Genomic DNA, 21276 nt, shown 5'->3' on the forward strand with positions numbered 1-21276 from the left:
CTTAAGCGTCCACCTTTGGGATGACCTCATGAACTCGCCACTTTGGACGCGGTTTCGCTTTTTCCATGGAGCCGTACAGTGAATCCTCCAAGCTAGTGTCCCAAGAAGCTGGAGTGTTTTCTCCGTTTTCCTCTCCTTCACTGTAGCTCGAACGAGTAAGGTGTTGACACCATTTGCTGGAAGCAGTAATATGATACCAATAACTTGATAATAACATTTTGATAATAACATAATAACAATAAGTTTTTGCGAGAGAGGTGCCACGTTCCATGAAACAATCATCGCCAGTAAACAAACAGGGTCAGACAGAGCAGCAATTTCTGCAAGCCTACGATGCCAGCCAATTCGACCGACCATCCGTTACTGTCGATATGCTCGTTTTTACCGTTTCCGATGAGGAGGAGAAAAACTACCGAAAGCTTTCACCGAAATCATTGAACATCTTGCTGGTCAAACGTGGCGATCACCCTTTTTTGGGACAGTGGGCACTGCCAGGAGGCTTTGTTTCACCAAGCGAAAGTCTGGAGGAGGCAGCCAGACGCGAGCTGCGCACAGAAACGAACATCGACAACATTTATTTGGAGCAGCTCTACACATGGGGAGAGGTGGACAGAGATCCTCGTACCCGTGTCATCAGCACCTCGTATATGGCGTTAGTGAATAGCGAAGTTCTGGAGGTGATCGCAGGGGATGACGCAGATGAAGCAGAGTGGTTCCAGCTGGAAGACAAATGGCTGCGTGAGACGAAAACAGCAACTCCTGACGGCTCGATCACAGAAAAATGGATAGAGCTGCGCCTCAGACATGAAGCTGAGGAGTTGTCAGCGACAATCAAAGTAACCAAAACCGTCACAGGCCGAAGCATCCGGGAAACCCGAGAAATTGTAGACGTGAATCAAATCGCTTTTGATCATGCCCAGATCATTCAATACGCACTTGAGCGTCTGCGCAACAAGATCGAATATACGGATATCGCTTTTGCCCTTATGCCGGAGCTGTTTACTTTGACAGAGCTTCAACAGGTGTACGAAGTCATTCTGGGCAAGGAGCTGCTGGCTGCCGCCTTTCGCAGGAAGGTCGCCGACAAAGTAATCGAAACGAATCAATATCGAAAAAACGCTGGGCATAGGCCGTCCAAATACTTTCGGTTTAATCCGGAGTGGATGGATCAGGCATAGTTCTTTTCACTAGGGGGAAACAATCATGAAGCAGGGACATAATCGCAGTCAACGAGTAAAAATCGCGGAAGAAACGCTGCGGATATTGGAGCAGGGATTTTACAAAAATGCACAAGGAACAAAGATCAGTCTGTCACAGGAGCTAGCGGATGCGATAGAGCATTCCTTTTTGTATCGACCTGATGATCTGGGGCAACAGGTAATAACGAAACAAGACAATGGAGCCAGACCAGTGATCGAGGTCACCTCTGAATCGAGCCTGGAAGCAGCGCAAAGGCTCGTCGTCACAGAAAAACGGTCAGACACGGTCTGTCTCAACTTTGCTTCGGCAAAAAATCCGGGCGGCGGCTTCCTCGGAGGAAGTCAGGCACAGGAAGAGAGCTTGGCGAGATCATCTGGGCTGTATCCGTGCATTGTCCAGATGCAGGAAATGTACAGCCATAATCGCCAGCTGAAAACATGCTTTTACTCCGACTACATGATCTATTCGCCGCGTGTGCCTGTCATCCGCGATCATGCTGATCAATTGCTGGACTCTCCTTATCTCCTTTCCTTTATTACCGCGCCAGCAGTGAATGCGGGAGTGGTTCGGGAGCGGGAACCGGAAAATGCAGCGATGATTCGTGATGTCATGAAAGAGAGAATACGCAAAATTTTAAGAGCCGCAGTCATTCACGAGAATCGCACGATCATTTTGGGAGCGTATGGATGCGGAGTATTTCGGAATCGCTCTGAAGATGTAGCTGGCTACTTTGCAGAAGTGCTGCTGGAAGAAAAGCTCGCGAACCATTTTGAGCGAATCGTATTTGCCATCTATGACCACTCTGCTCGTCAGGAAAATTTGCGGGCATTTAAGGAGAGATTCGCATGAGTGCCAAACGGTTGGGCTTATTCGCTGATTGGAGCTGGTTTGAGCGTCTGTGGCTGCTCTCATTTACACTGATTACGGTCTATCTGTTTTTTGCCCTGGATGATACCGTGATCGGCTTGTGTGCATCGCTTACGGGCATGCTCTGCGTGGTTCTCGTCGCCAAAGGCAAAACGATTAACTACTACCCGGGCATCGTCAACGTCGTGCTCTACGCGTTTATCGCTTATGGGCAAAAATATTACGGAGAAGTGATGCTGAATCTTCTTTACTTTTTGCCGATGCAGTTTATTGGACTGATCATGTGGCGCAAAAATCGGGTGTCCGAAACGCAACAAAACGATGTAAAAGTAGCGGTATTAACCAATCGTGCCCGTCTCGGCTGGAGTGCGCTCAGCATCGCAGCTACTGTCATCTACGGATTGGTGCTGAAGCAGATGGGTGGGGCTTTGCCCTTCGTCGACTCGTTGACCGCGATCCTCTCGATTCTCGCCATGATTTTTATGGTGAAGCGATTGGTTGAGCAGTGGGTCGTTTGGGTCATCATCGACATTTTTACGATCTATATGTGGCTGGTTGCATTCATGGCTGATGGCAACGATATTTCGATTCTCGTCATGTGGTGCGCCTATCTGGTGAATGCCGTCTACGGTTTGTGGAACTGGATCAAGAAATACCGGCTGCAAAAGGAGGGAGCGGTATGGGTACGGTAGGCTTTATTGGAGGCAAGTTTTTACCGCTGCATCAAGGGCATGTATACGCGATTACTCAGGCCGCATGTCGATGTGATGAGTTGTATGTTGTGCTATCCCATAGTCCTCTTCGGGATAAAAAGCTGTGCCAGGAGGCCGGAATCAAGGAGATGCCTTATGAGGTCAGGCTCAGATGGCTCTCGACGCTGGTCAAGGATATGGAGAACGTCCATGTCATCGAAATAGAAGATCAGGCAGAAAGCGATGAGGTGTATGACTGGGAGGCAGGGGCAGCAGATATAAAACGCAAGATTGCCAAGAAAATTGATTTCGTATTCAGCTCGGAAGACTCATACGAACCGATCTTTCGCCGCTTGTATCCAGAGGCCGAGCACATCATTTTGGACGCTGCTCGCTCTCATGTACCGATTTCCGCAACACAAATTAGAACAGAGGGTGTTTTTCGCCACTGGGAGCACATACCAGCTTGCGTGCGCCCCGATTTCGTCAAAAAGGTCGTGATTATTGGAACCGAAAGCTGCGGGAAGTCGACCTTGACGCGCTATCTCGCAAAAATCTATAACACTACCTTTGTAGAGGAATACGGACGGACGATGTGTGAAGAGATCGGCGGCTGTGAAACGATTATGACCAGAGAATACTTTCCGCACATTGCTTACGCTCATAAGGTGAAGGAATATGAGGCACAGAGGCAAGCAAACAAGCTGCTGTTTGTGGATACCGAGGCGATTGTTACCCAGTTTTACTCACAGCTGTATACCGGTCATTCTTTTGCAGTCTTGGATCAAATAGCGAGCGAGCAGGAGTACGATTTGTGGCTTTTTTTGGAGCCAGATGTGACTTGGATAGAGGATGGGCTGCGCGTCCACGGCGAAGAACAAGTACGCTGGGCGAATCATGAAAGGCTAAAGCAGATGGTCGAGAATCGAAGCATCCCCTATGTCATGATCTCTGGCAGCTATCAGGAACGTTTGACCAAAGCAATCCATGAAGTGGACAGATTGCAACGGACGGCTTCACAGCGAGCCTGAGAATTTGCTAGACTGAAGTCATCAAATGATTCTGACATAGGAAGGGAGCTGATCTTCATGCAGAAGACCGTACAGCCGGCATCGCCTTTGAGCCTGAAGGAATGGGCTGTTGCCGTCAAAGCCCTCGGAGAAGGAGTGCAGATCATCACGATCCGCAAGGGTGGGTTATACGAAGAAACACGAGAATTCCGCTTGGAAAATAACCAATTTTATTTGTACCCGACGTACGAGCATCAAAAGCGGGACATGGTCAAAGCAGAGTATCATCCCTTGCTAGACGCTACCTATGAGGGCTGGACGAGTGAACAGAAGACGGTAACGATCGAATACTTTGCCGAAGTAACGGACGATGCTGAGCTGATGGACGAAGACAAGCTGCGTGCGCTCTCACCGTATCACATCTGGACAGATAATTTCGCGGACGTTCGCCTGCACTGGAAGAAAAAGCAGCCCCTTCATATTTTGTTCGTACGCATGTACCGCCTGCAGCAGCCCGTACAAATCCCGATCGAAGCCGCTTATCAAGGCTGCAAATCGTGGCATGATCTGCTCGTGGAGATTCCGCGCCATGATTTTGTACCTGTATTGTCAGACGATGAATTTGCACAAAAGAAAGCTGCTATCTTGGAGATTTTGCAAAAGTAAAATGAGAATTCTATCTCGATTTGGAGGGGTCTGGCGATGAAAGCGATCTTGGTTACGGAGCTCGGCGGTCCTGAAACAATGAAATACGCAGAGGTCGAAATGCCCATTATGGGTCCGACACAGGTTCTTATTCGTGTAGAGATGACGAGTGTCAATTTTGCCGACATTAAGGCCAGATACGGAAATAAAGGAGCGGCAAAGCTGCCATTTATCCCAGGGCTGGATGCAACGGGAGTGGTTGAGCAGGTTGGATCACAGGTTCAGCATCTTGCAGTAGGCCAGCGGGTCATTGCTTTTCCGGCAAATGGATCGTATGCGGAATACATCGTTGCTGATGAAGCGCTAACCTTTGTTGTACCAGATCAATTAAGCACGGAAAAGGCAGCAGCCTGCCCAGTCGTTTCGTTTACATCTTATCAGCTGCTAGCCAAGGTCGCACGTATTGAAAAAGGGGAGACCGTGCTGATCCATGCAGCGGCTGGAGGGATCGGGACAACAGCGATTCAATTAGCCAAGCTGTTGGGTGCAGGGCAGGTCATCGGTACAGTCGGAAGCAAAGCTAAAGCCGAGCTGGCCTATTCTGCCGGTGCCGACCACGTCATTTGCAATGACAGTGAGGACTTTGTAGAAAAGGTACGCGAGCTGACAGACGGAGCGGGAGCAGATATCATTCTCGATTCCATTTCCGGGACCGTGAGTGAGCGAAGCCTGGAGTGTCTTGCCTGGTATGGTCGCCTCGTTCATTTTGGCAATGCCAGCGGTCAAATCGGTCAAATCAAGACCATCGATCTCCACGCCAGCTGCCGCTCAGTGCTCGGCTTCAGCTTTGGAACGACAAGAAAGCTGCGCCCGCATCTTCTCCAGAATACGGCAAAGACTGTACTGGCGTATTTGGCTGCGGGAAGCCTGGATATTAAAATCGGGAAACATTTTGCGCTGGAAGACGCCGCAAGTGCACACGAATGGGTAGAGAGCAGAGCCAGCACAGGCAAAGTACTGCTCGATGCGCGTTCCTAACAGACCCAGACCAACGACAACCTGCACGCGATCGGCTTTTACCAAAGACGCGGCTACCAATTCAGCGAGCTGTACGTAAACGCAGTGGACAAGGCCCGCAGGATCAAGCCGGAGATTCCACAGGTAGCGGATAATGGAATCCCCATCCGCGATGAAATATTGTTGGTGAAAAATCTGTAAGGAAGCTATGAATTAAAAGCGCTTCTCAATAAGGAAGAAGTGCCTTTTTGTTTGTTCTTTTGAACTCCAAGAAATTCATCATTTGAATACGCCCTAACAAATGCAAGCATCACAAAAAATGAAAAGCTGGCCGAGGAAAAAGGAGAAAAAGCGAAGCTCTTTGGAACCCTACCCAGGGGTAAGGGAAAAAGTGAAACACGCCTTTAAGCGTCCACCCCTGATTAGCAACCTGAATCAACCACTTTGGACGCGGTTTCGCTTTTTCCCTGAAGCCGCACAGTCACCCCCCTTAGCTGGGTTCCAAGAAGCTGGAGCTTTTTCTCCTTTTTCCTCCCCACCACGCCAGCTCCTCATATCCGACCGCCCCCAACACTTTCGTTTATTGACATTCCAAACTGTACGTTTTAAGATTACAGTATCGTTCCCGAAAGGACGTCTGTGACGTGAATAGTGAATTTACTATAGCTGTCCACAGCCTAGCCCTATTGGCGCACATCCCGGACCATATGGCTAGCAGTGAGCTAATCGCAAAAAATGTACGTACCAATCCAGCGAGAATTCGCAAGATCATGAGTATTTTGCGCAACCATGGCTTTGTGAGGACAAAAGAAGGAATTGGTGGCGGATATATACTCGCTTGTGATCCAGAAGAAGTGACGCTTGCACAGATTTATCGCTCTGTTTCCAATGGAACCCTAAAACCCCATTGGTGCTCTGGAGATCCGGAAGAATCTTGCATGGTTTCTTCTAATATGCATAGTGTTATGGACCAAATTTTTTGTGAAGCCGAAATTTATTTCACCAACTATCTGGACCGAATCACGATTGCATCTGTACTGGAGAAAATCAAGCAGGGTCCGTGTGCGCTTTAGAAGGAAAAGTAGCAGCCTGGTCTATTATTTAAACTGTAACTTTTTTAACAACAATTAAGGTGGTGCGACAGTATGAATCATGAAGAGCTTGTAGAAGTTGGCGACTGGGTCAAGGGAAAAACCAAAAATGGAGAATTGATACACGGCTTTGTAGAAAGCACGGATTCATTACGAGGTACCGTCCGAGTATATGTGGTGAACAGTGATAACGAGGTTGCCGTGGGTAAAAGTGTTGTGACCGTAAAGCAATGGATTGACATCCTGCCTGTATCTAGCTTTGATGACCAAGAACAGCTGAGTGACTTGATCGATTTAGCTCTTGTAACCAAGGATAAAGAGTGGTTTACTGAACTATCTGCAAAAAACGCAACGAAAAAGCAATCGAAACGTATTACTGAGGAAGACCGTGCCAGAAAATCGGGTATTCGAAATCGGTTAGGCAGATCAGCTATTTGGGAGCAATAACACATTTACAATAAAGGCAGGGGAATGTAAGATGGCTACGGTCGATCAAAGCGCGTGGTTTGAAAAAGGAATGACATTTGCACAGTATTTGGAGAGCATGAAGGTAAATCGCGATGAGCTGACACGCGTTTATGAACAGCTTGAATTTACCGAAGAGGATCGCGCGTTTTGGCAAGAGCTCGCTGCGAAAAGCAGCAAAGGGATTGTTCTTACAGCAGATTGGTGTGGAGATGCTGCTCTGAATGTACCTGTCTTGCAGCGCATTGCAGAAGAAGCGAATATCGAATGGCGCTATCTCATTCGTGACGAGAATTTGGAGCTGATGGATCAGTACTTGACCAACGGGACCTCCAGAGCGATTCCGATTTTTATTTTCCTCGATGAGAAAGGACACCAGACAGCAGTTTGGGGACCTCGGGCTCCGGAAGTCCAGGAAATGATTACTTCTTTGAGAACGACACTGCCAGCAGCAGATGCGCCTGATTTTGAAGAGAAGCAAAAGCAGCTGTATCGTTCGTTCAAGGAAACCATCACTTCCGATCCGACCATCTGGCGGGCTGTCATTGAAAGTGTGAAAGCAAAGCTAAAAGGATAAAGACAAAAGAAAAATCTATAAATGGATAGGAATGGATAAAATAATGAGTTCTTCAGGGAATAGTCAACGACCGATTCTCTTCTTGATGATTAACATGTTTATTGCAATGCTGGGAATCGGCCTCATTATTCCGATTCTGCCCGAGTTTTTAAAAGAGTTCGGCGCGGGCGGAAAAACAGCCGGATACCTGGTTGCCGCGTTTGGGTTAACCCAGTTTCTGTTTTCACCTATCGCAGGTGAATGGTCCGATAAATACGGTCGTAAAATCATGATCGTATCTGGTCTCGTGCTTTTTACGATTTCCAATTTGATTTTTGCATTGGCTGAGCATACATGGGTGCTCTACCTCTCGCGTCTGATCGGTGGGATTGGCGCAGCGGCGATGATTCCATCCATGCTTGCGTATGTAGCTGACATTACGTCCGAAGCAAACCGTGGAAAAGGTTTGGGACTTCTCGGTGCAGCCATGTCCCTCGGATTCGTCATTGGACCTGGGATCGGCGGTTTTCTCGCGGAGCTGGGATTACGGATGCCGTTTTACATTTCAGCAGCAGTTGGTGCTGTAGCAGCGATTGGTTCCATGTTATTCTTATCTGAGTCGCTTGCCAAAGAAAAACAACTGGCGGCACGAAACGATAAGTCAAAGAAAGAAAACATCTTCATTCAGCTCGGTACTTCCTTCCGCTCATCGTATTTCATCATGCTCGTGCTGATTTTCACCATGACCTTCGGATTAGCCAATTTCGAAGTCATCTTCCCGCTGTTTGTAGATGCCAAGTTTGGCTACACACCGCGTGATATTTCCATCATCATCACTGTCGGAGCACTTGCCGGAACGATTGTTCAGGCTGCGCTGATCGGCAAGCTCATTACTCGTTTTGGCGAGAAAAAGCTGATCAATTGGACTTTCTTCTTTTCCGCTGTATCCATGGTATTGATGCTGTTGTCAGGAAACTTCTGGTACATGCTCGTACTCACTGTTCTTTTCTTCACATTGACATCTATTATGCGCCCGGCGATCAATACGTTGATTTCGAAGCGTGCAGGGGATGAGCAAGGCTTTGTGGCAGGGATGAATAACGCGTATATGAGCTTGGGAAATATTTTTGGCCCAGCCGTTGCAGGTACTCTGTACGGTTTCCATTTGAACGCGCCTTATTTGTTCGGAGCGATCATTCTGGTGCTCAGCTTGTTCCTGTCCAGAATCGAAGGACGTCGCAAATTGAAGCAAGTCGCTGCATAACCATAACTAACTAGTATGGAACGAAAGAGTAGTACAAAGTGGATTTACAGCTTTGTGCTGCTCTTTTTTGTAACGACTGCTTCGAGCGCGAGATTATTTGAAAGAAAGATTCAAACGTAAAGGCGAGATTATGTATACAGATGAGGCGACGATAGATCGGAAGCAGCAAATATGGCAGTATGCCGTAGATGTTGGCAACGGGCTGTGGAGAGAGTCTGGCATAACGGAAACGAGCAGTGGCGTGAAATCATTAAGGATAGAGACAAGGGGCACCCCCCTGATGTCGCTATCCTTCTTTATTTGTCGGTCAGCTAGCTTTGATTTGTAGTCGAGCCATGATTATCTGGAACGAGACGAGGACCTGACAGTTGGTCATTAGACGAGGCATCGTCTTCTACCAGTCGCTTCAATGCATGCAGCTTATTTTCCCAGAAGCGCTCATAGTAGGATAACCAGCTTTGCAGCTCCCGAAGAGGCTCTGGTTGCATGCGGTATCTCGTTTCACGACCGATTTTTTGCTCCTTGACCAGTCCCGCTTCAGACAGGATGCGCAGATGCTTGGAAACGGCAGTCCGACTGATGGGAAAATGAGAACTAATTGCCGTTACAGCCATTTCCTGCTCGCTAAGAAGTTCCAGCAGCTTTCGGCGAGTCGGATCTGCAATCGCCTGAAAGACGTCATGCTTCGCAGGAGACGCGCTCATTTACGCTTCCACATACGCTTTCAGCTTAGGCAGAACACTTGAATCCCAGCCCTGGTTCATTCTGTCGCGCACCACTGTATGAGTTTCGCCAAACTCGGTAACTGTATCCAGGGACCATCCGGAATGAATCAGCGTAAACTCTGTTTGACCATCTAAGTCCTTCAAGCGAAAGGTAATTGTCCAATCCTTACCCCAACCAAAAACGAGGCGGTTCGGAGGATCAATCTCTTTGACCACGCACGGCGAATCACCATAAGGAGAACGGATCGTGAAGGCTTGTCCTGCGATCGGTTGAAAATCATTAGGCATGAACCAAGCGGAAATGCCATCAGCTGTAGCGACAGCATCCCATACTTTTTGCAAAGGAGCCTGAAATACAAGTGTTTGTACAATATCCGGGATGGAATTGTTAGCAGAGTTAGTCATGAATAAGCCTCCAAATGTAAGTAGTTTTCAATCAACATTTGCATTCGAAATAGGAAACCAAAAAGTTTCGCTTTTTTGAGTATATGAAACCAAATGGTTGCACGTCAAGAGTCAAATCGGTTTGAATCCACTTGCTCTAAAAACGAGAGGATGACCTGACGCATCGCTTCGTAATGCTCGAATACCATGATGTGCTCTGTATCGGGAATGATTACGGACCTGCTTGGAAATGGAAGGTCGCTTATTATCCTTTGAATAAACTGATTTTTCCATTCATAGAATTGATGCTTGGCAGCAGGCATAAACAAGACGGGGCATTGAATCTTGGCATAGAGCCGCTCTAGCTGAGCAGGTCCGTGGCAAATGCTTCGATTTCATAGCCAAAATCAGGTTGATCCGATTCTCCATGACCGCGCATATCGATCGCGTAAACTTCGTAGCGGGTTGTGAATGCCGGGACAACGCCATTCCAGACCCACGCATTGCCTGAGATAAAGTGTAGAAAAAGAATCGGCTCTCCTGTGGTGCTGTATTGATGAACCATGAGTTCGATGCCGTTTGTCTTTACTTTCCATTTTTTCATAGACGATCACGCCATCCTATAGAAAACTTTGTTCGGCCTAGCATGATTGACTAGGAGACGCCACTTGAATTATATAAAAAATAACCCGAGCGCAGTTACTCGGGTTTTGCTTTTCACTTCCAGAATACTATCTTTACTTGTCAGAATCGACATAGATCCCAAGCCCGTTCCACGCATCCTCCAAATCATGCAGCAAGCCCGTTGCCTTATCCGACTCCAGATGAGACATGGAGCGCAGAATTGCCGTAAGCAGAGAAAGAGGAGCGACGAAGGACTCCATATGCGAGGCGATCCCGGTAGGTGTATACAAGATTTCGTCCGCATAGCGGCATAACGGCGACGATGGATAATCCGTGATGACGACGATGCGGGCACCGCGTTTTTTGCCGACTTCCAGGCAATCGACACTAAAGCGCGTATATCTGGCAAAACCGATCCCCACGAGCACATCATCTGCACCAAGCCGATGGATACGATCAACCGTCCGCGGCTCGCCGCTAAATAATAACGTATCCTTGCTGAGCAAATTGAGATAGAAGTCAAAGAACATACCAAGTGACAGGGTGCTCCGAGAGCTGACGATACCGATGCGTTTGGCAGATAACAAAAGCTGTACGGTTCGCTCAAATGCATGCAAATCGATGCGCTCCATCATCAGATTCAGGTTATGGACATCTTCCTCAAAATGCTGCAAGACTGCTTGCTGTCCGACCGTCGTGGCATTGCGGGACAACTGGAACCGTTCGCCTGTTGTGAGGCGTGACCGCACCATTTCCTGCAGCTCGCGTGACATGCCTGGAAAGCCGGAATAGCCGATAAAAGTGGCAAAGCGAGTAACCGTCGATTCGCTCACATTCGCCTCTCGTGCCATTTTCGCTACGTTATAAAAGGCAGACGACTCGGGATCATGCAGGATGACGTCTGCGATCGCTTGCTGAGAAGGACTCATTTGCTGATACATATGAGAAATCTTTTGTAAAACGGTAGGAGTTGGATTCAAGCATGATCACCTATCTTTGTCCAGCATAAATTCTGGATTAAGTATACGATAGGTTTTCTTGGGTGACAATCGGTGCGCCATCAGATCAAGGGATCTTGTTTCAGCGCTGCAAAGCTCTTTTCAAAGGCATCCAATGTGGCAGTAATCTCCGTTTTGGTATGGGCTGCCGACAGCGAAAAGCGGTTTAACGGTTTGGAATACACGCCATTTTCCATCAACAAAAAGTCGAGTGCCAAGCGAAGCTGGTTTTGATTGGCACCGAGGTCGCGATAGTGGCGTACCTGTTGCTCTGTCGCAAGCACATTAAAGATCGTTCCTTCTCCTAACGTGGTAAATGGCAGCTCATATTGCTTCGCAAGGGCTTCAATACCTGCTCGCAAGTCGTTTGTGCTCTGTACGATCTGAGCAAAGGCTCCCGGCTGCTTCAAATAGCGAATGGTTGCCAAGCCAGCAGCGATGGACAACGGATTGCCATTGAACGTACCACTGTGGAATACGACTTCTGAGCGCTTGTCAGAACGCAGCGGTGAGGCCAGCTCCATGAAACGACGCTTCCCACCAACAATTCCGATCGGGAACCCGCCACCTACTACTTTCCCCAAAGCGGTCAAATCAGGCTCGATGCCGTAAAAAGCTTGCGCGCCACCCAGCTCGATTCGGAAGCCGGTTTTGACTTCATCAAAAATAAGGATGATCCCTAATTGGGTAGTCAGCTCCCGTAGATTTTTTATAAACGAATGGTCTGCCGCAATATAACCAGAGAGCATCGGCTCCATGATGACAGCAGAAATGACTTCTGCCTTTTCGGTCAGGATACGCTCGCAGGCATCCCAATCGTTGAACGGAAGGATAACACTGTGCTGGCGATAATAGTCTGGCGCACCAAATGAATCCGGTACGGCTTGCGGGGAAAAAGACTCCCCAGCTTGATCGGCAGCAGGATTTACACTTTGCAAAACATGGTCATGTGCGCCATGATAATGCCCTTCAAATTTGGCTACATGAGTTTTTCCGGTATAGGCTGCTGCCAGCCGCAGAGCAAACAAGGTTGCTTCCAAGCCGGAATTCGTAAAGCGGACCTGATCAAAAGCAGGATAGAGCGAAAGCAGCTCATCTGTCATGTCCAGCTCAAGGGGATGGGTAGCACCAAAGCTGCTCGTGCCTTGCTCTGACCAGGTTTTTTGCGCAGCAGCCAGGATTTCTGGATGGGCGTGACCCAGCATCAGAGCACCATAAGAAAGAAGATAGTCCACATATCGATGTCCATCCCTATCAATTAAGCTTGCGGAATCTGCTTTTTCAAAAATGATCGGGAACGGAGCGAAATAACGCAAATTTCCGTTCACGCCGCCAGAAATCGTATGCTTCGCGCGTTCAAAGAAAGCGGCAGAATTAGGTCTGTTTGCTTGGAATGTATGCTGTAGTGATGAAATTTTCATTTCATGACCCCTTTGTTTTTGAAAATATTATTGCATGATCGTTTTTAATTTGCAATAATATTTTCATGCCATAACTTTTTGAACAGGGGGAATTGTATGAAAACTAGATTTGCCTTTTATATTTTGGGCGCCACTGTACTGGGTGCAGCATTCGGTCACTTCTTTCCGGAAATCGGGAAAGATATCAAAATCTTGGGCGACGCTTTCATCCGATTGCTTAAAATGATTGTCATTCCCGTAATCGTAACGACCTTATTGGTAGGGATAGCCGGGATTGGCGACATCAAACGAATGGGCAGAATCGGAGTAAAAACCGTAATCTGGTTTGAATTGATCACGACACTCATCCTGTTCATCGGACTTGCGATCGCCAATATTGTAAAGCCTGGCAAGGGTGTAGACCTGACAAATCTTCCACAGGCAGACTTGTCCACAATCGCGTCCAATACATCGAAAGTGCTAGATGGCAAGACGCTTCTCCTCAACATTATTCCGACGAACATCATTGATGTAATGGCGAAAAACGATTTGCTGGCTGTGATCTTTTTCTGTATCATGTTCGGAATTGCCCTGGTGAAGCTCGGGAATGAGGCGAAGCCATTTGTTTCGTTGGTGGAGATCGCGTCCAAAGCTTCCTTCAAGTTGGTTAACATGGTAATGATGTGCGCGCCTGTTGGAGTTTTTGCCTTGATGGCTGCAACCATCGGTACGTATGGGATCGCATTGATTGTGCCACTGTTAAAACTAATTGGAACCGCTTACTTGGGATTGGCAGTAGTCGTCTTTGGACTTTTTTCACTCATTGCGCTTATGCTGCGTGTTCCTATAAAAGAAATTTATCGCATGGTTTGGGATTTGATGATCGTGGGTGCCTCTACAGGAAGTACAGAAACAGTAGTGCCCCAGCTGATGCAGCGTTTGGAGAAATACGGAGTTCCCAAATATATCACTTCGTTTGTCATTCCAGCTGGCATGCCACTCAACTCCGATGGTACGACGCTGTACTTGACGATTGCGGGACCGTTCATTGCACAGGCGTTTGGGATCGACATGAGCTGGCAGCAGCAATTGATGATGGTTCTATTCTTTATTGTCACGAGCAAAGGAGTAGCCGCTGTTCCTTCGTCTTCTATGGTTATTTTGCTGGCAACCGTTACAGCTGTAGGCTTGCCGCCTGAAGGTGTCGCACTCATCATCGGGATCGACCGCATCATCGATATGGCACGTACAGCGGTTAACGTTTTTGGACATGTCTTCTCCTGTATCGCTGTCGCCAAGTGGGAAGGCGTGTTCCGCAAAGAAACCGAGACCGCAGAGCCAAGCTCGGCTTCGGCATGATCGGGGTGTGCGTGTGAGTCCCTCAGGGGGCTCTTTTTTGTTATGAGGTTGTAGATATACGTGTAGAGCTTTGTAATTTACGCTGATGAGTCAATGGAAATGATATGATAAACTGGAAACTAACGATAGAGGAAAGGCTGATTGTGCATGAACCCAAAAACGACAAGAGGCGGACTTGTTACAGAAGTGATTCAGTACATCGCGGGAGCAATTATTTTGCTATTTGGATTTATTATGATCGTTGGGGCGATAGCTTCCGAAGAGACAAAATTGACCGTAACAAAAGATTTGGTACTCGTTCTTCTGCTCGGGGTTCTTCCAGTACTGTTAGGTGGTTGGCTATTGTTCAAGGCAAGAAAAAATTCCCGGCTTCGAAGATTAGACGCATTGGAAAATTTGGTACTTCAAATTGCTTCACGTTACGGTGGCAATTTGACAGCTACCGAGCTTGCGATGAATTCCAAGTTGTCGATCATGCAGGCGAATGAAGTCTTGGAGCGTTTTGCGAAGCAGAACGTAGCCTACCTTAAGATTTCGAACAATGGCACGTACGTGTATCAATTTGAGGGAATCGTCAGTCAACAGGACAAGGATCAGGCAGAATCGTTGAACTCCTTGATTTATAAAGAATAGCTACACGTGCAAATTCCGCTTAAACCTCAAGCTTTGGATGGCATAAAGAGAGCTGTGGTAGGGGAGAAACCGGTTTCCGATCTGCGCTCCGGTCTTCACCCTGCGAGGAAGAGGGACTGTCCGCTGCGCAGCAATTTACGGGGAAACGTCAAAGTGGTAGCCGCTTCGTAGCGTAGGCAGAGGTGACGTTTCTATTGCCCGTAAATCACTGCTCAGTTGAGTAGGGTTATGCGAGTCGCTGCGCCTGGAAACCTGTTTCTCCGGCAAGAGGTAGCGCTTTCTAGGTGCTTGTTTATAGCGCATCAGGGAAGAAGAGCGTTAAACTGGCACCTAATTATAGAGGTGGGGGAGAAACAGGTTTCCGATCTGCGCTCCGGTCTTCACCCTGCATGGAAGAGGGACTGTCCGCTGCGCAGCAATTTACGGGGAAACGTCAAAGTGGTAGCCGCTTCGTAGCGTAGGCAGAGGTGACGTTTCTATTGCCCGTAAATCACTGCTCCGCTGAGTAGGGTTACGAGAGTCGCTGCGCCTGGAAACCTGTTTCTCCGGCGAGCGTTAATGCTTTCTAGGTGCTTTATTTAATAGAGAAATCAAGGGAGTATGTGTCAAAGGACTATGCCTATCAAATGAAGCTACAGAGGTAAATCTGAGCCACACTCCAGAGCAATTGTAGAGATCCTCTTGATTTACTTCTAAAAAAAGCCAATAAGAGCACCAAAGCTGGCCGAGGAAAACGGAGAAAAAGCGAAGATCTTTGGAACACAGACCGAGGCGGAATGAAAAAAGAGAAACACGGTTTTAAGCGTCCACCTCTGAGAAGCATCCTGAATCGACCACTTTGGACGCGGTTTCGCTTTTTTCATGTAGCCGTTCAGTGAATCCCCCGAGCTAGTGTTCCAAGAATCTGGAGCATTTTCTCCGTTTTCCTCTCCTGCACTACAGCTCGACGCGGTTTCACTTTTTTCATGTAGCCGTCCAGTGAATCCTCCAAGCTAGTGTTCCAAGAGTCTGGAGCGTTTTCTCCGTTTTCCTCCCCTCCACTACAGCTCGCCCTCTTCTTTTTTTCTACAAATCGTTTATTCACAAGGAATATTCTGATAAACGGAGAAGTGGGTATGTGTACATATTGACGTCAGGTTAAATACTTCCAGGAAAAAGCGAGGGAACAAAATGAGCAAGAACAAACAGAACGTAGGTGTGATCGGCGCAGGCGTCATGGGAGAGCGTATGATGAATGCGATTCGCACGCATGAAAAATTTCGGGTAGCAGCAGTGAGCGATGTTTCTGCTGATCGTGCGCAGGAAGCAGCCAAGCTGTCCGGCGATGTGCCGTGGTACACCGATTATAAAGAACTGCTGGAAAAGGAAGAGCTGGACGTCATTTATTTAGCCGTTCCTCCAAAATTCCACCATTCCATTGCACTTGATGTCCTCGCACACAAAAAGCATTTGCTGTGCGAAAAGCCTTTAGCCAACTCGCTAGCAGAAGCAGAAGAAATGCTGGCAGCAGCTAAAGAAGCGGGAGTCGTTCATGCGATGAATTTCCCGCTCTACTACCAGTCTATCTTTCCGGAGCTGCGCAGACGTTTGGAAAAGCTGGGAACGATCCGTCGTATCGATATCCTGACACATTTCCATCAATGGCCGCGTCCATGGCAGCAAACACCTTGGTTGTCCGGTCGTGAGCAGGGCGGATTCATCCGCGAGGTTTTACCTCACTTCACTCATTTGACGTATGCGTTGTTCGGCGATTTGCAGGTCGTTCGCTCGGAGGTAGAGTATCCAGAGGACCCTACACTTTGCGAAACAGGGGTATCTGCTTATTTGCGTCTGGCGGACGGTACCCCGATTACGGTCAATGGTTTGGCAGGTATTGGGCATCAGGAGCATTTAGATTACCGCATTTATGGAACAGAAGGCACACTGAGTGTAGTAAACTGGGGAAGCCTGTTTGTTGGCGGAAATGGAGAAGCACCGACAGCCGTTGAGATTCAACCATTGGATCGTCTGTCGCTCTTGCTAGATGAGCTGGCGATTGCCTTGGCTGGTGGTGAAGGCCGCCTCGTAACGTTTGAGACGGGGGTATCGGTACAGCGAGTGCTAGAAGGGCTGCTGGGTCAGGACTAAGACGATTCAAGGTTGTCGAGAGTTTTCTCGGCAACCTTTTTTTGTTCAAGTGGTGTGGGAGTCTTTTAAATTTGTCGATTATTAGTAAAAAGCCGTGAGGGAAAGGGAAACGAATCGAATTGTCGAATAGCAAACGAATACGACGTAAATAAGTGAAGGGCAGAAATGGATGAATATCTCGTTGATAATCAAGAAATGGAAGAGGCCTCTACTCATCGTTCTGATGATCAGCCTGATACAGGTCACTGTTTTTTTGGTGTTCTACCTGCAACAAAACAAACACCTTCCCGAACAGTTCTTTCAGCTAGCACGTTCCCTAGCCACAGCATTTTCGCAGACCGATGTGACGGATCAGGAAAAAGTTATGAGCAAAAAATTTACCATGTTCCAAGGGGATCATGCTGCTTTAGATTTTAACGATCTGAAGGAAGCGATTCTGGCTGCTAAAAAATCACCACAGTCAACGAGCATCAGGCTGACGAAAGAGGATCGAACGATATGGTCCAATGACGACACGAAAAAGGAATCGGCAGCACATCCTATGGTGGATGCGCCTTATCTTAGTCAATTACCAGAATTGCCGCGTGGGTGTGAAGTGACGACCTTGGCTATGCTGCTTCAATATAACGGCTTTACTGTGGATAAGATGACGCTTGCCCATGAAATCGTGAAGGACCCTACACCTCTTACCTACGACAGAGACAATAACATGCGATGGGGCAACCCATATAAAGGCTTTGTTGGAGACATGTATGATGCGAAAAATCCGGGCTTTGGTGTGTTTCATAAGCCGATCGAGGAATTAGCACGAAAATATGCTGGTCAGCAGGTCATGAACCTGTCGGGCCTCGATTTTTCCGATATGACGAGCATCGTAGGGCAAGGGATTCCTGTCTGGGTAATCGTGACCTCAACGTTCACACAGGATACAAGCCGTTCGGTGAAATGGCAAACCGCAGATGGACCGATTCAGACGACACGTAATGAGCATTCCGTTTTGCTCACAGGGTATGATGGCACCTACGTTTATTTTCATGATCCTCTGAGACGTGCAGAAAAAAGTAGCCGAAGAGCCGTATCAACCTTTGAACAAGGCTGGAATCAAATGGGCAAGCAGGCGATTACCATCATTTTGCAAAATGAGAAAATTGTCGATAATTAATATTTTTGTTATGATGTTATCCAAGCATGAATCAATTGACAAGTATTGCTAAATAAAGAAAGGAATATTTTTTGCATGCTTAAAAAATTGAAGTGGATAACGATGTCGATTCTCTTGTTGTGCTTTGGGATTGTTGGTTACTACACGTATTCCTTCGCGCAGTTTGCCATGACGATTAGCAAACCAAAAGTAGATGTCACGAGCAATGCATCTCAGGAGCCTGTCGTACAAAAGCAAAAGCCTCCTGTATACGAATTGCCGGAGTGGGAAGGGACAGAGAGGGTTAATATTTTGCTGCTAGGCGGGGATGGCAGGGAAGTGGAAGACGCAGGGCGATCAGACTCCATGCTGCTCGTCTCCATTGAACCGGTGACAAAACAGGTTCATTTATTCTCCATCCTGCGGGATACGTACGTAAGCATTCCTGGCCATGGGAAAAACAAAATCAACGCAGCGCTCGCTTTCGGTGGTCCTGAACTATCGATGAAGGCGGTCAGTGATCTGGTCGGACTCCCGGTCCACTATTACTATTACATCGATCTCGACAGCTTTATCAAGCTGGTAGATGCGGTAGGCGGTGTAGATCTGGAAGTGGAAAAAGATATGAAATATTTGGACCCAACCGATAAGCCAGAATATCAGATCAACTTGAAAAAAGGAATGCAGCATCTGGACGGCCAAAAGGCGTTGCAGTACGTACGATTCCGCAAAGATGCCATGTCGGATTTCACTCGAACGGAACGCCAACGCAAATTCTTGGGTGCTGTAGCCGAGAAGCTGCAATCAACCTCTACGCTGATAACGCTGCCGAGCATGTTGAAGGAAATGGCACCGTACATCCAAACAAACATGAGTCCAGAGAAAATGCTGCAGCTGGCTGTTAGCTTGCATAAAGGCACGGGCTCCATCCAAACCGCGCAGCTTCCTCCGATGGAGCTTTTGCGGGAAGAAAAAATACATGGAGCATCGGTTCTCACTGTAAATACGTCACAGCTGCAACAATATGTGACAGGGCAATTACAGGAGAACGACACGAATCAAGAGGAACAAAAATCAGAGCAACAGTAGCTAACGGCTTGTCCCTTGGGCAAAAAGTGGGTTGTCGAGATAATCTCGGCAGCCTTTTTTGTTATCCAGTATAAGTGTAGCCACCGCACTGCGAAAAGGAATGGCAAGCCAGTTTTCTATTCACAAAAAATCCAAAACTTTCCTTTTTGTACTTGTGTTAACATGAAGGGGATAAGTCCAAATTCTCTGAATAGAGGGTGAAGATCATGGGACAAACAGGGTTTCTATCGGTAAACGATACGGATATTTATTATGAGATTGCAGGAGTAGGAGAACCGATCGTACTGGTGCACGGCGCCCCATTGGATAGCCGGATGTGGGAGCCGCAAATGGAAGTGCTATCGAAAAAATTTCAAGTCATTCGTTATGATATGCGAGGACTCGGAAAGTCGATTGACCCGGGCCAGCCCTTTACCTTGTATGAAGACCTCTATTCTTTGCTAAATGAACTGGGCATCAAAAAAGCGACGTTTGTTGGGGCATCCTTTGGCAGCTATGTGAGCGTAGAATTCTCGCTTGCCTATCCGGAAATGGTAGAGCGCTTGATCCTCGTATGCCCGGGTGGCTTCGAGGTACCTTCGGAGGACCGGCAGCAATGGTTCAAAAAGATAATGGAAGCAATGAGTCTCGGACAAGTAGATGAAGCTCTCGACCTAAACCTGCACCTCGTTTTAGATGGACCAGCAGAAGAAAAAGGGCGCGTGCAGCAAAGACGAGCATGGCTGCATGACATTTATCGCGATATCTTTAACCAACCGCCAAGAGAGTTTAATAAGCCAAATGCGCTTCAGCCTGATCCGCGAGGACGGCTTGGCGAAGTGAGTGTACCGACATGTGTAGTGCTCGGGCAATTAGACCATCCCGACTTTATCGAAACAGCCGAGAGACTTGCGAGTGAAATTCCAAATGCCAGGCTGGTGCCATTTGAAAGCGCCGCTCATTTGCCTAACGTCGATAGCCCGGAGAAATTAAACGAATTGATTGTAGAAATGTGTTCAAGCAAGCTCGCAAAATAATTAAGGAACAGCAAAAAACCAAGGCAAAAAGCTCGTAACCAGTTGGCTACGGGCTTTTTTTATCAGTTCGTGACTTTACTTTGCATCAAAAAGTCAACAAATGTGCGCATGATCCCGTGAAACGGAGTATCCTTTAAATAGATCAACTCAAAGTTCCGGTTAATTTGCGGCAGGTTGAGGACGGCAACCTCTTGCAGCTGACCCTCGTCCACGTCGTTGGAGATGGCAAAACGGGGTAAAAAGGCAATCCCCAGCTTTTGCTTGACCATCCGTTTGACGACCTCGATATTGTCTGCCTCCATCACGACGTTGTTTTGAAGCTGATAATGGCTGAAGGCGTTATTAATCAGCTTCCAGTCGAGAGAGCCGCGGTTAAACAAAATCAGCGGCTCGCGGGCAACCTCTTCGATCGAGACCTGGTGCCGGAAAGCAAATGGATGCTCTGGAAATATCGCCAGCACCATATCATCCGACATCAGTTGAATCCGATTGATTTGCGGATGGGTGACGGCTCTGGCAATTCCAAAGGAAACCTCATGATTGAGCACCATGTCGAGAACCTGATGGGAATGACCCGTAAGAATCGTCAGCTTGATTTTGGGATAGAGCATCTGAAATTGCTCAATCAGGGTTGGTAAAATGTAAAAGGCAGAGACGAATACCGCAGAGATCGTGAGCTCGCCTTCAACGTCGCCATGTGATCGCTGAATTGCTTGTTGACCTTCCTGCAGCATATGCAGGATACTTTTGGCATAAGGGAGGAACAAGTCTCCTTCTTTGGTCAGGGAGATTGTATGTCCCGTGCGCTGAAACAATTTACAGTCCAGCGAGGTTTCTAATGCTTTGATTCGCATGCTGACAGTAGGCTGGGAGAGGTATAGCAAATCAGCTGTTTTACTGAAGCTCCCAGTCAGGGCGACGAAAATAAACGCCTCAATTTGCTCCATGTTCATAGATTAGGCTCCATTATGCA

22 protein-coding genes and 1 pseudogene are annotated in these 21276 nt (G+C 47.6%); 17 read left to right on the forward strand and 6 right to left on the reverse strand.

The genetic code is table 11. From position 1 onward, the window contains the following. Positions 1–269: 269 nt before the first annotated feature. The 11 genes and pseudogenes from SB752_RS07615 to SB752_RS07665 all read left to right on the forward strand — a co-directional run bounded on the left by SB752_RS07615 (position 270) and on the right by SB752_RS07665 (position 8807). Complete coding sequence (locus tag SB752_RS07615; protein ID WP_410715083.1) at positions 270–1178, forward strand: NUDIX hydrolase; 909 nt, start codon at positions 270–272, stop codon at positions 1176–1178. A gap of 25 nt (positions 1179–1203) precedes the next feature. Further along, positions 1204–2049, forward strand: a complete 846-nt coding sequence (locus SB752_RS07620; protein ID WP_410715084.1) for a TIGR02452 family protein — start codon at positions 1204–1206, stop codon at positions 2047–2049. Next, positions 2046–2759: a nicotinamide riboside transporter PnuC gene (pnuC, locus tag SB752_RS07625; RefSeq protein WP_410715085.1), complete on the forward strand. Its 714-nt coding sequence runs from the start codon at positions 2046–2048 to the stop codon at positions 2757–2759. The genes SB752_RS07620 and pnuC overlap by 4 nt, the downstream gene beginning before the upstream one ends. After that, the gene (nadR, locus tag SB752_RS07630) at positions 2747–3790 is read left to right on the forward strand and encodes a multifunctional transcriptional regulator/nicotinamide-nucleotide adenylyltransferase/ribosylnicotinamide kinase NadR (RefSeq protein ID WP_410715086.1); all 1044 of its coding nucleotides are present in this window, start codon (positions 2747–2749) and stop codon (positions 3788–3790) included. Before pnuC ends, nadR begins: the two co-directional genes overlap by 13 nt. Before the next feature lie 57 nt (positions 3791–3847). Further along, positions 3848–4435 carry a DUF1802 family protein gene (locus SB752_RS07635; protein WP_410715087.1) on the forward strand — a complete coding sequence of 196 codons (588 nt, stop codon included), beginning with the start codon at positions 3848–3850 and terminating at the stop codon, positions 4433–4435. Between the two features lie 36 nt (positions 4436–4471). Next, entirely contained in the window at positions 4472–5452 is a 981-nt protein-coding gene (locus SB752_RS07640) for a quinone oxidoreductase family protein (RefSeq protein ID WP_410715088.1), read from the forward strand. 9 nt (positions 5453–5461) lie between these two features. Continuing rightward, positions 5462–5632: pseudogene (locus SB752_RS07645) on the forward strand (GNAT family N-acetyltransferase); the annotation flags it as partial. A gap of 443 nt (positions 5633–6075) precedes the next feature. After that, positions 6076–6504, forward strand: a complete 429-nt coding sequence (locus tag SB752_RS07650; protein ID WP_410715089.1) for an Rrf2 family transcriptional regulator — start codon at positions 6076–6078, stop codon at positions 6502–6504. A 72-nt stretch (positions 6505–6576) separates the two neighbouring features. Then, positions 6577–6969, forward strand: coding sequence for an IDEAL domain-containing protein (locus SB752_RS07655; RefSeq protein ID WP_410715090.1), 393 nt, complete (start codon positions 6577–6579; stop codon positions 6967–6969). Between the two features lie 31 nt (positions 6970–7000). Further along, complete coding sequence (locus SB752_RS07660; protein ID WP_410715091.1) at positions 7001–7564, forward strand: thioredoxin family protein; 564 nt, start codon at positions 7001–7003, stop codon at positions 7562–7564. A gap of 43 nt (positions 7565–7607) precedes the next feature. Beyond that, entirely contained in the window at positions 7608–8807 is a 1200-nt protein-coding gene (locus SB752_RS07665; RefSeq protein WP_410715092.1) for an MFS transporter, read from the forward strand. Between the two features lie 311 nt (positions 8808–9118). Here SB752_RS07665 and SB752_RS07670 read toward each other — a convergent pair whose 3' ends face one another. The 5 genes from SB752_RS07670 to SB752_RS07690 all read right to left on the reverse strand — a co-directional run bounded on the left by SB752_RS07670 (position 9119) and on the right by SB752_RS07690 (position 12959). Beyond that, on the reverse strand, positions 9119–9511 hold the full coding sequence (locus SB752_RS07670) for an ArsR/SmtB family transcription factor (protein WP_410715093.1): 393 nt from the start codon (positions 9509–9511) through the stop codon (positions 9119–9121). Further along, entirely contained in the window at positions 9512–9937 is a 426-nt protein-coding gene (locus tag SB752_RS07675; RefSeq protein ID WP_410715094.1) for an SRPBCC family protein, read from the reverse strand. 340 nt (positions 9938–10277) lie between these two features. Next, positions 10278–10520: an alpha/beta fold hydrolase gene (locus SB752_RS07680; protein WP_410715095.1), complete on the reverse strand. Its 243-nt coding sequence runs from the start codon at positions 10518–10520 to the stop codon at positions 10278–10280. A gap of 133 nt (positions 10521–10653) precedes the next feature. Further along, positions 10654–11520 carry a MurR/RpiR family transcriptional regulator gene (locus SB752_RS07685; RefSeq protein WP_410715096.1) on the reverse strand — a complete coding sequence of 289 codons (867 nt, stop codon included), beginning with the start codon at positions 11518–11520 and terminating at the stop codon, positions 10654–10656. A gap of 80 nt (positions 11521–11600) precedes the next feature. After that, on the reverse strand, positions 11601–12959 hold the full coding sequence (locus SB752_RS07690) for an aspartate aminotransferase family protein (RefSeq protein ID WP_410715097.1): 1359 nt from the start codon (positions 12957–12959) through the stop codon (positions 11601–11603). A 96-nt stretch (positions 12960–13055) separates the two neighbouring features. Between SB752_RS07690 and SB752_RS07695 the strand changes: the two genes are divergently transcribed. The 6 genes from SB752_RS07695 (at position 13056) to SB752_RS07720 (ending at position 20303) form a co-directional block, all read left to right on the forward strand. Beyond that, positions 13056–14297, forward strand: coding sequence for a dicarboxylate/amino acid:cation symporter (locus SB752_RS07695; RefSeq protein WP_410715098.1), 1242 nt, complete (start codon positions 13056–13058; stop codon positions 14295–14297). 147 nt (positions 14298–14444) lie between these two features. Next, complete coding sequence (locus SB752_RS07700; RefSeq protein ID WP_410715099.1) at positions 14445–14930, forward strand: hypothetical protein; 486 nt, start codon at positions 14445–14447, stop codon at positions 14928–14930. Positions 14931–16100: 1170 nt separating this feature from the next. Continuing rightward, positions 16101–17057 carry a Gfo/Idh/MocA family protein gene (locus SB752_RS07705; protein ID WP_410715100.1) on the forward strand — a complete coding sequence of 319 codons (957 nt, stop codon included), beginning with the start codon at positions 16101–16103 and terminating at the stop codon, positions 17055–17057. 364 nt (positions 17058–17421) lie between these two features. Then, complete coding sequence (locus tag SB752_RS07710) at positions 17422–18219, forward strand: C39 family peptidase (protein WP_410715101.1); 798 nt, start codon at positions 17422–17424, stop codon at positions 18217–18219. A gap of 75 nt (positions 18220–18294) precedes the next feature. After that, a complete protein-coding gene (locus SB752_RS07715; protein WP_410715102.1) occupies positions 18295–19287 on the forward strand; it encodes an LCP family protein in 993 nt (330 codons plus the stop codon). Between the two features lie 206 nt (positions 19288–19493). After that, positions 19494–20303, forward strand: a complete 810-nt coding sequence (locus SB752_RS07720; RefSeq protein WP_410715103.1) for an alpha/beta fold hydrolase — start codon at positions 19494–19496, stop codon at positions 20301–20303. 62 nt (positions 20304–20365) lie between these two features. On the opposite strand, the gene SB752_RS07725 is transcribed toward SB752_RS07720, so the two are convergent. After that, the gene (locus tag SB752_RS07725) at positions 20366–21256 is read right to left on the reverse strand and encodes a LysR substrate-binding domain-containing protein (protein WP_410715104.1); all 891 of its coding nucleotides are present in this window, start codon (positions 21254–21256) and stop codon (positions 20366–20368) included. Positions 21257–21276: the final 20 nt, after the last annotated feature.

Origin of the sequence: Brevibacillus sp. SIMBA_040 (assembly GCF_046535075.1) — a bacterium.
Classification (GTDB): Bacteria; Bacillota; Bacilli; order Brevibacillales; family Brevibacillaceae; genus Brevibacillus.

Bases quoted from the DNA above. Each gene is read 5' to 3' on its own strand.
- SB752_RS07635 (WP_410715087.1), top strand. From the start codon at position 3,848: ATGCAGAAGACCGTACAGCCGGCATCGCCTTTGAGCCTGAAGGAATGG.
- SB752_RS07715 (WP_410715102.1), top strand. From the start codon at position 18,295: ATGCTTAAAAAATTGAAGTGGATAACGATGTCGATTCTCTTGTTGTGC.
- nadR (WP_410715086.1), top strand. From the start codon at position 2,747: ATGGGTACGGTAGGCTTTATTGGAGGCAAGTTTTTACCGCTGCATCAA.
- SB752_RS07725 (WP_410715104.1), bottom strand. From the start codon at position 21,256: ATGAACATGGAGCAAATTGAGGCGTTTATTTTCGTCGCCCTGACTGGG.
- SB752_RS07620 (WP_410715084.1), top strand. From the start codon at position 1,204: ATGAAGCAGGGACATAATCGCAGTCAACGAGTAAAAATCGCGGAAGAA.
- SB752_RS07665 (WP_410715092.1), top strand. From the start codon at position 7,608: ATGAGTTCTTCAGGGAATAGTCAACGACCGATTCTCTTCTTGATGATT.
- SB752_RS07710 (WP_410715101.1), top strand. From the start codon at position 17,422: ATGAGCAAAAAATTTACCATGTTCCAAGGGGATCATGCTGCTTTAGAT.
- SB752_RS07700 (WP_410715099.1), top strand. From the start codon at position 14,445: ATGAACCCAAAAACGACAAGAGGCGGACTTGTTACAGAAGTGATTCAG.
- SB752_RS07655 (WP_410715090.1), top strand. From the start codon at position 6,577: ATGAATCATGAAGAGCTTGTAGAAGTTGGCGACTGGGTCAAGGGAAAA.
- SB752_RS07705 (WP_410715100.1), top strand. From the start codon at position 16,101: ATGAGCAAGAACAAACAGAACGTAGGTGTGATCGGCGCAGGCGTCATG.
- SB752_RS07690 (WP_410715097.1), bottom strand. From the start codon at position 12,959: ATGAAAATTTCATCACTACAGCATACATTCCAAGCAAACAGACCTAAT.
- pnuC (WP_410715085.1), top strand. From the start codon at position 2,046: ATGAGTGCCAAACGGTTGGGCTTATTCGCTGATTGGAGCTGGTTTGAG.
- SB752_RS07680 (WP_410715095.1), bottom strand. From the start codon at position 10,520: ATGAAAAAATGGAAAGTAAAGACAAACGGCATCGAACTCATGGTTCAT.
- SB752_RS07660 (WP_410715091.1), top strand. From the start codon at position 7,001: ATGGCTACGGTCGATCAAAGCGCGTGGTTTGAAAAAGGAATGACATTT.
- SB752_RS07670 (WP_410715093.1), bottom strand. From the start codon at position 9,511: ATGAGCGCGTCTCCTGCGAAGCATGACGTCTTTCAGGCGATTGCAGAT.
- SB752_RS07640 (WP_410715088.1), top strand. From the start codon at position 4,472: ATGAAAGCGATCTTGGTTACGGAGCTCGGCGGTCCTGAAACAATGAAA.
- SB752_RS07720 (WP_410715103.1), top strand. From the start codon at position 19,494: ATGGGACAAACAGGGTTTCTATCGGTAAACGATACGGATATTTATTAT.
- SB752_RS07615 (WP_410715083.1), top strand. From the start codon at position 270: ATGAAACAATCATCGCCAGTAAACAAACAGGGTCAGACAGAGCAGCAA.
- SB752_RS07695 (WP_410715098.1), top strand. From the start codon at position 13,056: ATGAAAACTAGATTTGCCTTTTATATTTTGGGCGCCACTGTACTGGGT.
- SB752_RS07675 (WP_410715094.1), bottom strand. From the start codon at position 9,937: ATGACTAACTCTGCTAACAATTCCATCCCGGATATTGTACAAACACTT.